Annotated in this window: 15 protein-coding genes; 3 read left to right on the top strand and 12 right to left on the bottom strand. The window is 71.4% G+C overall.

The features are described 5' to 3' along the window. Window positions 1-214: 214 nt before the first annotated feature. The gene (locus tag ABZ862_RS32825; protein ID WP_360966267.1) at window positions 215-409 is read left to right on the top strand and encodes a hypothetical protein; all 195 of its coding nucleotides are present in this window, start codon (window positions 215-217) and stop codon (window positions 407-409) included. Window positions 410-413: 4 nt separating this feature from the next. Here the strand turns inward: ABZ862_RS32825 and ABZ862_RS32820 are convergent, their stop codons facing one another. From ABZ862_RS32820 to ABZ862_RS32810, 3 genes are all read right to left on the bottom strand, one after another. Then, window positions 414-1373: a GntR family transcriptional regulator gene (locus ABZ862_RS32820; RefSeq protein ID WP_360966264.1), complete on the bottom strand. Its 960-nt coding sequence runs from the start codon at window positions 1371-1373 to the stop codon at window positions 414-416. A gap of 357 nt (window positions 1374-1730) precedes the next feature. Continuing rightward, complete coding sequence (locus ABZ862_RS32815) at window positions 1731-3140, bottom strand: GNAT family N-acetyltransferase (protein ID WP_360966262.1); 1410 nt, start codon at window positions 3138-3140, stop codon at window positions 1731-1733. A 135-nt stretch (window positions 3141-3275) separates the two neighbouring features. Then, entirely contained in the window at window positions 3276-3923 is a 648-nt protein-coding gene (locus ABZ862_RS32810; RefSeq protein WP_360966259.1) for an aerial mycelium formation protein, read from the bottom strand. A 293-nt stretch (window positions 3924-4216) separates the two neighbouring features. On the opposite strand from ABZ862_RS32810, the gene dtd reads away from it, so the two are divergent. Next, entirely contained in the window at window positions 4217-4642 is a 426-nt protein-coding gene (dtd, locus tag ABZ862_RS32805; protein WP_360966256.1) for a D-aminoacyl-tRNA deacylase, read from the top strand. 43 nt (window positions 4643-4685) lie between these two features. Here dtd and ABZ862_RS32800 read toward each other — a convergent pair whose 3' ends face one another. The 6 genes from ABZ862_RS32800 to ABZ862_RS32775 form a co-directional block, all read right to left on the bottom strand. Continuing rightward, the gene (locus tag ABZ862_RS32800) at window positions 4686-5651 is read right to left on the bottom strand and encodes a folate-binding protein (RefSeq protein WP_360966253.1); all 966 of its coding nucleotides are present in this window, start codon (window positions 5649-5651) and stop codon (window positions 4686-4688) included. A gap of 11 nt (window positions 5652-5662) precedes the next feature. Then, window positions 5663-6136: a transcriptional repressor gene (locus tag ABZ862_RS32795; RefSeq protein ID WP_360966250.1), complete on the bottom strand. Its 474-nt coding sequence runs from the start codon at window positions 6134-6136 to the stop codon at window positions 5663-5665. A 39-nt stretch (window positions 6137-6175) separates the two neighbouring features. Next, a complete protein-coding gene (locus tag ABZ862_RS32790; RefSeq protein WP_360966247.1) occupies window positions 6176-6751 on the bottom strand; it encodes an FABP family protein in 576 nt (191 codons plus the stop codon). 265 nt (window positions 6752-7016) lie between these two features. Then, the gene (locus ABZ862_RS32785; protein ID WP_360966244.1) at window positions 7017-7967 is read right to left on the bottom strand and encodes a hypothetical protein; all 951 of its coding nucleotides are present in this window, start codon (window positions 7965-7967) and stop codon (window positions 7017-7019) included. Further along, entirely contained in the window at window positions 7964-9091 is a 1128-nt protein-coding gene (locus tag ABZ862_RS32780; protein WP_360966241.1) for a hypothetical protein, read from the bottom strand. The genes ABZ862_RS32785 and ABZ862_RS32780 overlap by 4 nt, the downstream gene beginning before the upstream one ends. Next, complete coding sequence (locus tag ABZ862_RS32775) at window positions 9088-9819, bottom strand: hypothetical protein (protein WP_360966238.1); 732 nt, start codon at window positions 9817-9819, stop codon at window positions 9088-9090. The genes ABZ862_RS32780 and ABZ862_RS32775 overlap by 4 nt, the downstream gene beginning before the upstream one ends. 210 nt (window positions 9820-10029) lie before the next feature. Here ABZ862_RS32775 and ABZ862_RS32770 point away from each other — a divergent pair, with 210 nt between their 5' ends. Then, window positions 10030-10392, top strand: coding sequence for a DsrE family protein (locus tag ABZ862_RS32770; RefSeq protein ID WP_360966235.1), 363 nt, complete (start codon window positions 10030-10032; stop codon window positions 10390-10392). Between the two features lie 45 nt (window positions 10393-10437). Here ABZ862_RS32770 and ABZ862_RS32765 read toward each other — a convergent pair whose 3' ends face one another. The 3 genes from ABZ862_RS32765 to ABZ862_RS32755 form a co-directional block, all read right to left on the bottom strand. Next, window positions 10438-10701, bottom strand: a complete 264-nt coding sequence (locus ABZ862_RS32765; RefSeq protein WP_360966232.1) for a DUF3099 domain-containing protein — start codon at window positions 10699-10701, stop codon at window positions 10438-10440. A gap of 110 nt (window positions 10702-10811) precedes the next feature. After that, the gene (locus ABZ862_RS32760) at window positions 10812-11099 is read right to left on the bottom strand and encodes a DUF1416 domain-containing protein (RefSeq protein ID WP_009189358.1); all 288 of its coding nucleotides are present in this window, start codon (window positions 11097-11099) and stop codon (window positions 10812-10814) included. A 65-nt stretch (window positions 11100-11164) separates the two neighbouring features. After that, window positions 11165-12004, bottom strand: coding sequence for a sulfurtransferase (locus tag ABZ862_RS32755; protein ID WP_360966229.1), 840 nt, complete (start codon window positions 12002-12004; stop codon window positions 11165-11167). Window positions 12005-12125 lie beyond the last annotated feature (121 nt).

The raw sequence follows: 12125 nt of genomic DNA, 5'->3' as shown, positions 1-12125 counted from the left end.
ACAACTCCGACCTATCTTACGGCAGTTGTTTGAAAGTTGTTTATAACCGGTAACCAAGTGGGGACAACATAGTTGTAGTTGGTTACCAACTTTAGCCAGTTGGTAGAAGTTCCGCTCACCGGCCAGGAGTGATCAACGATTCACGGTCCACGGATCCACCGTGCGACAGCGCGATCACGGACTCCGCGCCCGGCAGTCTCAAGGGGGAACCGCCATGCCTGCCGCATCCGCCATCTTCTTCACCGTCGTCGAGAACGGCGCCGAGCAGTTCGTCCAATGGAGGTTCGGCACCGCCGGCTTCGTCGGCCTGCTGCTGTTCAGCATCGGGATCAAGGCGAGGAACGCGAAGGTCGCGTCCGTCGGGGCGGCGCTGCTGGCCATCCTGATCGCCGGTAACCCCGCCCAGTGAGACGTCAGCTCGTGAACATCAGGTCCGAGCTGATGGTCCCCCACAGCGCGTCGAACCACGCCCTCGACTGCGCCACGAATGTCGTGTCCCGCGGCCCCGCACCCCGCTCGAAGGCGAACAGCATCGACTGCGTGCCCACGGCGTCGTACGTCTCCAGGTGTGCGTCGTCTATCTCGGTGGGGCGCCTGACCAGCGTGTAGTAGGCGAACAGCGCCTCCGTGCCGTTGAGCAGGTAGAGCTTGACCGGCGGGGTGAACGGCAGGGCCCGGAAGGACACCCGGACGTCCACACCGTGGGTCGAGCGCAGCTGGAGCAGGTTGTGGCGCAGCACCTGCACCTGGGCGTTGCGCTGGGCCAGCCAGCGCCGTTGCAGCTGCCGTCCGGCCGCCGGACGGTCGGGGACGGAATCCCCCGCCGACGGGGCCGGGGCCGGGAAGGCGAGGTTGATCTCCCGGCTGGGCAGCAGCACCCGGACGTCGATCTTGGCCGGTTCCAGCCGTCCGGCATGGATCTGGCGCAGCGGTTCTCCGATGGCGATGCCGAGAGAGACCGAGGTCAGGCACAGGGCGTCGATCTCCACGTGCGGCGCGGCGAACGCCTGCGCGATACGCGGCGCGAGGGCCACCGTGGTGGGCTGGGGTGCGGCCTGCGGATCGGCCGGCGTCCGGTCGAGGCCCAGGTCGGGAAGCTGATCGCGGCCGGGGAACGGGGCGACGGTGGCCGGGCTGCCCTGGGTCGCGTCGACGAGCAGCCGCTCGGCGCGCAGGATGCTCAGCGCCTGCCGTACGGCGCCCCGTTCCACCCCGAACTCGTCCATCAGCTTGGCCTGGGTGGGCATGCGCTGACCTGGCCGCAGTTCCCCGGACCTGATCCGGGCGCGTAAGGCGTCGGCCACCTGGTGGTGTGACGTGCGTGGCCGCTGTGCCGTCTTCCGCCCACCGGCGGCGGCGTTTCCCGGTTCCACACCAGAACACTACAACTTCTCGCCATCTTGCGTCAGTTGCCGGGAAGGTGGTTATGAGACGCTTCCAAATGGAGATAACCAACATTAAGTTGGCTGCCAACTTGGGCAACATGGTCAAGACTTCAAGTGGTTGGCCACCGGGGAAACAGCCGGGGGATTCGTCCGGCCGACCGGGCTCCCTTCCGGGAGGGGAGCCGGAGCCCGGTCGGTACCGGAGACGCACAGTCACAACTGAACACCGACAACCGAACAGGGCATGCACCGTCACAACTCAACATCGACAACCGAATCGACAACCGAATCCACCACCGCACAGCAAGCTACGGATGTCCACCCGTCGCCGGCAGGAGGGAGCGCTCAGAACAGGTCCGGGCACCACGGTCGCCTGGACGTACGCAGCAGGGCGTCGGCCACCTGGGCGGCGCCCGCTCGTTCTTCCCGCACCCGGCCGAGCGCCGCGAGCCGTACGGCCGACTCGTCGCCCAGCCACAGCGAGGCCAGCGCGGCGGCGTCCAGCGTGAGGTCCGCGTCCCGCGTCGTCGGCGTGCACGAACCGGCGAACGGCCCGGCGAACGGCCCGGCGAGCGGGCCGCCGACCGAGCCATCGACCGAGCCGCCGACCGACCCGGCGAGCGGTCCGGTGGTGTCCGCGGCCGTCTCGAGCAGCCAGCGCCCCGCCGCGTAGCCGTCCCGGTCGGTCACCTCCAGCACCAGCGCGCCCGCGGCGCCGTACGTCCGCGCCTCCAGGGCCGCCGTGACGTCCAGGACCCGCACCCACAGCCAGTCCGCCAGCGTGCTGATCCTGGCCGCCCTCGCGTCGGGGAGGAAGTGCGGGAGCAGGTCGTCGAGGGGCCGTCCGTCGCTCTTCACCTCGGTGATCCAGTCGATCGAGCAGAGGTAGTGCCACAGCGCGCGCTCGGCGGCGGGGCCGTCGGCCAGCAGCCAGTTCACCTCGGCCGTGTTCTCCGGCTGCTTGCCCTGCCACTTCACCTTCGCCTCGTACGACACCAGGCCCCGCAGCTCGCCGTCCGCGGAGCGGTACGCGGCGAAACAGGGCTCGGTCCAGGAGGTGCCGAGGCGCACCTCGCCGGTCGCCAGCCGCCACCACTGCCCGGTACGGCTGACCGCGCCGGGCCGGGCCCGCCGGAAGCGCTCGTGCAGCGCGGGGCCGAGCCTGCGCACGTCCTCCGCGTCGACGATGTCGATCCGGCCGCCGTCGTCCGGGCCCGACCGGCGGGGGTCCAGGCCGGTACGCGGCACGTCCACCGTCCACTCGGCGATTCCGGCGGCGGGGCCGAAGCCGTAGCGGCCGTAGATCGGGTACTCCGCGGCTATCAGCGTCGCCACGACGTCCCCGCGTTCGCGGGCCGCCGCGAGGTCCTGGTCCATCATGCGGGTGAGGAGGCCCCGGCGGCGGTGGGTGGGGCTCACGGTGACGTTGGAGATGGCGTCGGCGGCCACCGGCCTGCCGCCCACGGCGGTGATCTGCTGGGCGAAGCTGCGGAACGTCGCCACGCAGCGGCTGCCGTCGAAGGCACCCAGCACCCGGCCGAACACGAACTCCGGGCGGCGGGCGTCGAGCTGGGCCTGGCCGGGGGTGGGCTCGGCCAGGAAGCCGACGTTCTTGGCGCGGTGCCATTCCGGCAGTTCGGCCTCGGTGACCGGGCGGATCTCGATACCGCCGGACGCCGTCCCGGCGGCGGGGGCGGCGGCGGTTTCGGTGGTGGGGCCGGTGGCAGGGGCGGGGGTGTGGGCGCGGGTGGTCATGAGGTCACGGTAGGACCGCTGCGGTGAGGGCGTCGCCGGGTTTTCCGCCCGCCGCCCGTCCTCCCCCGCGCTCTGGTCGGCGGGGTCACCATGGTCCGCTCCGCCACCCCCGCCGTCGGACCGGCAGGTCCTCCGTCACACCGGCAGGTCCTCCGTCAGGTCGTCCACCAGGTGTTCCACCAGCTCGTCCACCTGGGCCTCTCCCTCCCGGTACCGGCGGGTGATCTCCGCGCTGCAGTCGTCGACCGTGCGCTGGAGCCGCTGGCGGCGGTGGGACACCTGGCGCTCGTACCCCACGAGGCGGCCCATGGCGGTGTCCAGTTCGGGGTCGGTGCGCGCCTGGAGGTCGGACAGCTCGACCTCGCCGAGCATCTCGGCGGCCAGCAGCCGGTACTCCTCGCCGTACGGGGTGCCCACGGTGACGTGCCGGGCCGAGGAGCGGATGCGGGCGGGGGCGTCGGTCAGGATCTCCGGGAGACGGTCGACCACCGGTGCCCCGGCCGGTACGACAACCACCCCTCCGGCCGGTACGGCCACCGGCGCCGCCTGCGGGGAACGGTGGGCGAGTTCCGCGCGCAGGATGTCGATGCGCCCCTGCAGCAGCCGCCGGACGTAACTCAGGTCGGCCTCGTCGCGCTGGGCGTCGCGTCGCAGGGCGCGCAGCTCGGGCAGGCTCAGCCCGGTCAGGCCCGGGTCCGGGGCCTGCGGGGGCAGCGGTGGACTGTCACTGCGCTGGGCGGGTGGCCTGGTCATGCCCGCCCGCTCGGTACCGCGTGTGCTCATGTGTCTCTGACCGTCCCCTCGACCGGCGTGTGGGAAGCATCGTGCCACCCCGCGTGGCCGCTATGTGACCGAGTGCCCCCGAACGGCCCCAGATGGGGGGTTAAGGATCAGAAACAGTCGTCCTGTGGACCGCGTGCGAACGCACCGCGATCCTCCTGTGCATCTATTGCGCGCTCTTCGCGCGCCCTGTGCGCCACTTTTGACACGCCTCTCACGCGCCTGCCCACACCCCTGTGACCCCTCGCGCGCCCCTCCCGGCCGGCGCACTCCGCCGTCCGGGCATGATGGTCCGCATGCGAGCAGTGGTGCAGAGGGTGGACGGCGCGAGCGTCGTCGTGGACGGCGAGACCGTGGGACGGATCGAGGGCGAGGGCCTGTGCGTCCTGGTCGGGGTCACCCACGAGGACACCAAGGAGAAGGCGGCCCAGCTGGCCAGGAAACTCTGGTCGATCCGGATGCTGCACGACGAGCAGTCGTGCAGCGACATCGACGCGCCCCTCCTCGTCATCAGCCAGTTCACCCTCTACGGCGACGCCCGCAAGGGGCGCCGCCCCACCTGGAACGCGGCCGCGCCCGGCGAGGTGGCCGAGCCGCTGGTCGAGGAGGTGGTCGCTCAGCTGCGTGCGCTGGGCGCGACGGTGGCGACGGGCCGCTTCGGCGCGCGGATGCGCGTGTCGCTGACCAACGACGGCCCGTTCACCGTCCTCCTGGAGATGTGAGAGCCGCGGCGGACCGGGCCTGGACCAGCCGGGCCGACCCGGGCTACGGCGCCACGACGACTTCCTGCGCCGCCGCCGTCGTACCGGCGACGAGCGGCGCGTCCGCCGGCACGTTCCGCTTCACCAGGGCGAGGGCGATCGGGCCGAGTTCGTGGTGCCGTACGGACGTGGTGATGAAGCCGATCCTGCGGCCGTCGGGCCCGTCCGCGGCGAGCCGGATGTCCGTGCCGTGCGGCGGCAGGTGGACCTCGCTGCCGTCCAGGTGCAGGAACACCAGACGGCGGGGCGGCTTGCCGAGGTTCTGGACGCGGGCGACCGTCTCCTGGCCGCGGTAGCAGCCCTTCTGCAGATGCACCGCCGTACCGATCCAGCCCAGCTCGTGCGGGATGGTGCGGTGGTCGGTCTCGAAACCGAGCCGCGGGCGGTGCTGCTCGACGCGCAGCGCCTCGTGGGCGAGGATCCCGGCGGCCGGACCCGCCTCGCCCGCGTACGACTCCAGATCCGCGCGCGGCAGGAACAGATCACGCCCGTACGGCGTCTCGCGTACGACGACGCCCGGCGGGACCTCGGTGATCGAGCCGGCCGGCAGGTGGACGACGGCGAAGTCGGCGGTGCGGTCGGCCGCCTCGACCCGGTAGAAGAACTTCATCGACTCCAGGTACGCGAGCAGCGCCTCCTGGGTGCCGGGCTCGACGTGGGCCCAGACCGTGGCACCGTCGTCGACCAGGTACAGGGCGTGCTCGACGTGGCCGTGCGCGGAGAGGATCAGCGCCTCGGTGGCCTCGCCCACGGGGAGGTCGCTGACGTGCTGGGTGAGCAGGAGATGCAGCCAGCTGAGCCGGTCCTCGCCGGAGACGGTGACGACGCCGCGGTGCGAGAGGTCGACGAAGCCGGTGCCGTCGGCGAGGGCGCGCTGTTCTCGGAACAGTTCGCCGTAGTGCGCGGCGACACCTTCGTCCACGCCTTCGGCGGGAACGGCTCCGGGCAGGGACAGCAGGGGGCTCTTCATGAAGGACAAGCCTACGACCCGGTAGTTGAGCCCCGCGCGGAACCCTGGGCCGGATCGTCGGCCGTGCCCTTCAGCGCGCATTTCTTGCAGCGGCCGAAGATCGCGAAGTGCTTCATGTCGGTCTCGAAGCCGAACCGCTCGCGCAGCCGGTCGGTGAGGACGGCGGCCACCTCCTGGTCCGCCTCGATGACGTCGGAGCAGTCCCGGCAGACCAGATGGATGTGGCGGTGGCGGTCCGCGAGGTGGTAGGTCGGCGCGCCGTGCCCGAGGTGGGCATGGCTGACCAGCCCGAGCTCCTCCAGCAGCTCCAGCGTGCGGTACACCGTGGAGATGTTGATCCCCGACGCCGTCCTGCGCACTTCGACCAGGATGTCGTCGGGTGTCGCGTGCTCCAGGGTGTCCACGGCCTCGAGCACGAGCTGCCGCTGCGGGGTCAGCCGGTAGCCGCGCTGCCGCAGATCGGTCTTCCAGTCGGTGCTCACCACACCGGAGAGTCTAGGACGTCGGGGCCCGGTGGTGCCGGGTCAGCGGAAGAAGGCGATCCCGTCGTCCGGCATGTCGTCGGGCAGGGCCTTCGCCCAGCGCTCGACCTCCTCCGGGGTGACGGCCTTCTTCAGGTGCGCCGACATGTAGGGGCGCAGCTCGACCTCGGGGGTCTGCTTCTCGCCGACCCACATCAGGTCGCTCTTCACATAGCCGTACAGCCGCTTGCCGCCGCTGTAGGGCCGGGAGGCGGAGGTACGCGCCACCGCGTCCGTGACGAGGTCGATCTGCGGCTTCTTGTGCGCCAGTTCGCCGTACCAGATCTCGATGACGCCGTCGTCGCGGGTCATCGTGACCTCGACCCTGCGGACGCCGTCGATCCGCCAGAACCCGTGCTCGGACTCCAGCGGGCGCACCTTCTCCCCGGCCTGGTCCAGCACCCAGGTGTGGGAGTGGTACTCCAGGAAGTCCCGGCCGTCGTGGGTGAAGCTGACCTCCTGCCCGAAGTTGCACTTCTCGGAACCCGGGAAGTCGTGCACGCCCGCGCCGGCCCAGTTGCCGAGCAGGAAGGCGAGCGGGACCAGGTCCTTGTGGAGGTCGGACGGAATCTCGATCATGAGTGGCGGTTTTCCCTGGACGTGACTGAGGAGGCTTAGCGCTGGCCCTGGTACAGCTTCTTCACGGTCAGCCCGGCGAAGGCGAGAACACCTACGGCGACGATGGCCAGCAGGGTGTCGAAGAAGATCTCCACGGGGCTGCTCCTTGGTGAGCGGAGTGCGGTGCGTACACAGGACCGGGCCCCAGCTTACGCGGCTGGGGCCCGGGTCCGGCGGCCAGGTCCGCCCCCGGCGTGCGGGGGCGGGCGCGACGTGCGGGGCCGGCTCAGGCGAGGAGTTCGCTCTGGAGGGTCACCGTCTGCTGGAACGGCACGGTGGCCGCGCCGCCCTTGCGGCTCTGCTCGACGACGGCCACGGTGTCACCGGCCGACACGAACGCCGTCCGGAGCTGCTCCGCCCCGTACGGCTTCGTCTCGCTGTACGGCATGACGGTGACGTCCTTCGGCCGGGGGATGGTCGAGAACGCGTCGTCCGGTTCGTAGAGCTCCGCGCCGCGGAAGGGGTGCTTCGGGGAGGAGTAGTCGGCGAGCACGCCCGAGGTCACCTGCTCCGCGACGGCCGCGGTGGAGAACTGGAGCAGGAAGACGCGGGTACGGGTGCCGTCCGGCATGGTCCAGCCGCGCGCCGCGATGTGCCGCAGGCCGTAGTCGGTGAGCTGCTGCGCCATGTCCTCGCGCTGGTCCGCGGCGATCTCCGCCAGGAAGACCTTCCGGTCCAGCCAGCCGTCCGTCCCGCGCAGCGCCGGGTCGGCCTCGGCGCCCTTCGGCGCGGGCAGCACCAGTGCGCGCAGGTCGGCGTAGTGCGCGCCGGCCTTGTTCGAGTCGGCGAGCGGTCCGGGGCTGCCGGAGGGCAGCGGCGGCCGCACCAGGGTGGGGTAGTCCCAGCGGCCGTCCGAGTGGGTCGCCAGACCGGGTACGTCGGTGCGGTCCATCCCGGTGACGCCGTACGCGGTGCCCGCGCCGAACGCCGCGAACACCGCCACGGCGGCGGTCCAGCGGAGGGCGGCACGGAGGACCCGGCGGTCCTTGCGGGGGCCGGGGGCGGACGCCGTCCAGGCTCCGGCCACGGCGGGGACGTCTTCGGCCGGGCCGGACGTGCCGGTCTCCTCGCCGGGTGCGGGGGGACCCTGCGGGGTGTCCTCGGCGGCGGCGTCGGCGACCGCGGACGGCTGCGGCGGTTGCTGCGGCGGCTGCGGCTGCTCGGTCGTCTCGGTCATACGGACTTCCCCGGTTCCTTGATGCGGTCGAGCTGCGTCTCCAGGAGCTTCGCGATGTCGGCCGTCGCCATCGTCTTCGGGCCGCCGGCGTTGACGGTCACCAGCACATCGCCCTCGTAGGCGGAGCACACCATCGCGTCGATCTTCTCCTCGGCGTCCTTGGGCGGCTGGAAGCACTTGGCGTTCGGGTGGCCCTTGACGGCGGGGCCCTTGCGGAAGATGCCCAGGGCGTCCATGAAGCGGTTCTCGAACGTCGACGACTCCTTGACGGCCGCCTGGTCCTCCAGCTGGGACAGCACGATGCTGACGGTGGCGGAGTGCCGGTCGTCGTAGTGCGAGTTGTCGAGGAGATAGCTGCGCATCGCCATGCCCTTGATGTGCTGCTTATCGATCAGCTGTTCCATCCGTTTGCGCTGGGTACGGGGCAGGTCGCGCAGCGACTCCTTGCGCAGGGCGGTCGCCTCGGCGCCGCTGAGCTGCGTGTCGGAGCCGAACTGCGCGAGGTCCGGACCGGGCGTCCACTCACCGTCGTACGGCACGAGGGTGGCGGCGAGGCCCTTCGGGGCGGGGGCCTTCGCCTCGGCACCGCCGGCCTTCGGCAGGTGCCAGACGGGGTGGCCGGGATCCCGGTCGGCGCCCTGCACGGTGACGACGGTGAATCCGATGCCGGCGGCCAGTGCGGTGAGCGCGAGGGCGATGCCGGTGACGGTGGTGGCGCGGCGCCGTCCGGTGGGGGCGGGGGCAGGGACAGACACGGGCGCGGGCGCCTCGGCTCCGCCTTCGGCGGGAGTGTTCCCACCCGCACCACCGGTGCGGGTTTCGTGGTCAGGTGCGGGTGGCCCCTGTGGGGCGTCCCCGCCGTCGGCGGCCGCTGCCTCCGGGGCGGCAGGAAGCTCGGGGCCACCAGGCCCGGTACCGGCCTCCGCAGAAGCCTCCACGACCGGCCCGGCAGCACCGGCCCGCGCCGAAGCCTCCACGACCGGCCCGGCGGATTCCTCGGCCCGGACGACCGGCTCCGCGGATTCTTCGGTCGGGGTGGCCGGCTCGGCGGGTTCCTCGGTCTGTGCGAGCGGCTCGGTCGGGGTGGCCGGGTTCGTGTCGCGGGTGGGTTCGGTGTCGGTCACAGCCGCTCCATCTGCCGCTCGGCCAGGTCCACGATGTCCTTCTTCGGGATCTGCCGGGTGTCGGTGATCCAGATCTCCATGACGAGGTCACCGCGCCAGGCGACCGCCTCCGCCGAGTAGCCGTCCACGTATCCGGACCGGTGTTCCGGGGCGTGGTGCACGTACGCCATGCCGTCGCCGGTGCCCTTGACGGGCCAGCTGTCGGTGTCCGGCTGCTTCCCGGCCCAGTAGGCCTGGCCCGACGCCCAGTCGGAGGCCGCCGCCTTCTCCTCCTGCCGGAACTGCACCAGCTGGATCTCCACGGTGTACGTGCTGCCCACCTGCCAGTCGGTCTCCACCGCGCGGCGGAACTCGTCGATGACCAGGTTCTCGAAGGCTGACGCGGGCTTCGTGTACGTGTCCGCGTACTCCCCCGCGTCCAGCCAGCCGCCGCCGTCCACGGAGAAGGCCGCGTCCCGGGCTCCCTTGGGCCGTTGCAGCAGCAGTTTGCGCAGGTCGCCGCCGGTCTTCACCTGACGGTCCTGGGCGGCGGACAGCGGCTCGGGGGCCGGGCCCTTGGCCTGGGCGAGGGCCGGCTGGGACAGCGAGGGCAGCTCGGTGGGCGCGCGGCCGGCCTGCACGACGTAGCCGGTGCAGGTACCCGCGACGATGCCCAGGGCGGCGGCACCGGCGATCAGCAGGGTGGTGCGGCGGCGTCCGGAACGGCGCGCGGGTGCCACGGGTGCCATCGGCGGTACGGGCGGCGCGGGCGGTGCTTCGTCGTCTCGGGCGGTGGCTTCGGGGCTTAACGCCCCCCGGACCTCTTCGGCGCCGTCCGGTTCTTGCAGGACTTCCACGTGTCCCCCCACGGAACATGAGGTACGGATTCCGTATCCGCACTGCACAGCAGACTCATGGCATGTCCATGGAGTTGTGGAGACGTTGATTACGATTTGACCATGGCGAACAAGCTGGTGATCAAGGTGACCGCGGGAGCCGACGCTCCCGAGCGGTGCTCGCAGGCGTTCACGGTGGCGGGCGTGGCGTTGGCGAGCGGCGTCGACGTGTCGGTGTGGCTGACCGGGGAGTCCTCGTGGTTCGCGCTCCCGGGGCGCGCGGCGGAGTTCGAGCTGCCGCACGCGGCCCCGCTGCCCGACCTGATCGACGCGATCCTCGCGGGCGGCCGGCTCACCCTGTGCACCCAGTGCGCGGCCCGGCGCGGCATCGCGGAGAAGGACCTGATCGAGGGCGTACGCATCGCGGGCGCGCAGGTCTTCGTGCAGGAGATCATGACGGACGGGACCCAGGCACTGGTCTACTGACCGGCGGGCCGGGGGCGGGGGCCGGCGGCGCGGGGGCCACAGGGCTCACTGCCGGGGCCGCTTCTTGCCGTCCAGCTCGTCCCACCAGTCGTCCGACTGCGGATCGCCGGACGGGTCGTCCCACCAGCGGTCCTCCGGTCCCCGCCGGTTGGCGACCATCGCGGCGACGGGCGGGATGACCATGGCGACCGCGCACATGATCACGGCCGCCGGAACCGACCAGATGCGCACGACGCCCCACGCCAGGACGAAGAGCGTGACGCAGATCCCCATCATGACGAAGTAGACATGGCGACGCCGTCCGTACATGACTCCAGCGTAGGTCGGCGGCCCCGATCGCGCGGGCGCACGGCGAAGGGCCGCACCCGGGACGTCCGGAGGATCTCCCGGGTGCGGCCCTTCGGCGCGCGTGGCTGCCGTCAGACGGCGATCGCGACCTCCGCGAGGCCGCCCTTCTGGGCGACGACCGTGCGGTCGGCGGTGCCGCCGGGGACGAGGGCGCGCACGGTCCAGGTGCCCTCGGCCGCGTAGAAGCGGAACTGGCCCGTCGCCGAGGTCGGGACCTCGGCGGTGAACTCGCCGGTCGAGTCCAGCAGACGGACGTAGCCGGTCACCGGCTCGCCGTCGCGGGTGACCTGACCCTGGATGGTGGTCTCACCGGGCTTGATCGTCGAGGCGTCCGGGCCGCCGGCCTTCGCTCCGCACATGTCGTACTCCTGAAGAAGGGGGAAGGGGGTCTTGAGAGGTCGGGGTCGGGAGGGGAGGCCGTGGCCTACTTGGCGGCGCCGAGCTCGATCGGCACGCCGACGAGGGAGCCGTACTCGGTCCAGGAGCCGTCGTAGTTCTTGACGTTCTGCACGCCGAGCAGCTCGTGCAGCACGAACCAGGTCAGCGCCGAGCGCTCACCGATGCGGCAGTACGCGATGGTGTCCTTGGCCAGGTCGACGTTCTCGTCGGCGTAGAGGGCCTTGAGCTCGTCGTCCGACTTGAACGTGCCGTCGTCGTTGGCGTTCTTCGACCACGGGATGTTGCGGGCGGTCGGGACGTGGCCCGGACGCTGCGACTGCTCCTGCGGCAGGTGCGCGGGGGCGAGCAGCTTGCCGGAGAACTCGTCGGGCGAGCGCACGTCGACCAGGTTCTGCGAGCCGATCGCGGCCACGACGTCGTCGCGGTAGGCGCGGATCGAGACGTCCTGCGGCTTGGCCGTGTACGTCGTCGCGGGGCGCTCGGGGACCTCGTCGACCAGCTCGCGGGCGTCCAGCTCCCACTTCTTGCGGCCGCCGTCGAGGAGCTTGACGTTGTCGTGGCCGTACAGCTTGAAGTACCAGTAGGCGTACGACGCGAACCAGTTGTTGTTGCCGCCGTAGAGGATCACCAGCGTGTCGTTGGCGATGCCCTTCGCGGAGAGGAGCTTCTCGAAGCCCTCCTGGTCGACGAAGTCGCGGCGGACCGGGTCCTGGAGGTCCTGCGTCCAGTCGATCCGGATGGCGTTGCGGATGTGGTTCTTCTCGTAGGCGGACGTGTCCTCGTCCACCTCGACGAGGGCGATGCTCGGGTCGTCCAGGTGGGCCTCGACCCAGTCGGCGTCGACCAGGACGTCGCTGCGGCTCATGCTTTCTCCTCCGGGGCAGGTGCGGGGGCGTGCGTGTGCGAGGGGGTGCGCGCTCACCGGCGGGCGGGAGCGGCGCAGGGGTGCCCTGGACAGGGCACGGCGGGGAATGCGGAAACGGTAC

Origin of the sequence: Streptomyces sp. NPDC047000 (genome assembly GCF_040644295.1) — a bacterium.
In the GTDB taxonomy this organism is placed as follows: domain Bacteria; phylum Actinomycetota; class Actinomycetes; order Streptomycetales; family Streptomycetaceae; genus Streptomyces.
The sequence above is the reverse complement of the archived record's forward strand: the minus strand, read 5'-3'. Positions and strand labels throughout refer to the sequence as shown.

Bases quoted from the DNA above. Each gene is read 5' to 3' on its own strand.
- ABZ862_RS32825 (WP_360966267.1), top strand. From the start codon at position 215: ATGCCTGCCGCATCCGCCATCTTCTTCACCGTCGTCGAGAACGGCGCC.
- ABZ862_RS32815 (WP_360966262.1), bottom strand. From the start codon at position 3,140: ATGACCACCCGCGCCCACACCCCCGCCCCTGCCACCGGCCCCACCACC.
- ABZ862_RS32810 (WP_360966259.1), bottom strand. From the start codon at position 3,923: ATGAGCACACGCGGTACCGAGCGGGCGGGCATGACCAGGCCACCCGCC.
- dtd (WP_360966256.1), top strand. From the start codon at position 4,217: ATGCGAGCAGTGGTGCAGAGGGTGGACGGCGCGAGCGTCGTCGTGGAC.
- ABZ862_RS32800 (WP_360966253.1), bottom strand. From the start codon at position 5,651: ATGAAGAGCCCCCTGCTGTCCCTGCCCGGAGCCGTTCCCGCCGAAGGC.
- ABZ862_RS32790 (WP_360966247.1), bottom strand. From the start codon at position 6,751: ATGATCGAGATTCCGTCCGACCTCCACAAGGACCTGGTCCCGCTCGCC.
- ABZ862_RS32785 (WP_360966244.1), bottom strand. From the start codon at position 7,967: ATGACCGAGACGACCGAGCAGCCGCAGCCGCCGCAGCAACCGCCGCAG.
- ABZ862_RS32775 (WP_360966238.1), bottom strand. From the start codon at position 9,819: ATGGCACCCGTGGCACCCGCGCGCCGTTCCGGACGCCGCCGCACCACC.
- ABZ862_RS32770 (WP_360966235.1), top strand. From the start codon at position 10,030: ATGGCGAACAAGCTGGTGATCAAGGTGACCGCGGGAGCCGACGCTCCC.
- ABZ862_RS32765 (WP_360966232.1), bottom strand. From the start codon at position 10,701: ATGTACGGACGGCGTCGCCATGTCTACTTCGTCATGATGGGGATCTGC.
- ABZ862_RS32760 (WP_009189358.1), bottom strand. From the start codon at position 11,099: ATGTGCGGAGCGAAGGCCGGCGGCCCGGACGCCTCGACGATCAAGCCC.
- ABZ862_RS32755 (WP_360966229.1), bottom strand. From the start codon at position 12,004: ATGAGCCGCAGCGACGTCCTGGTCGACGCCGACTGGGTCGAGGCCCAC.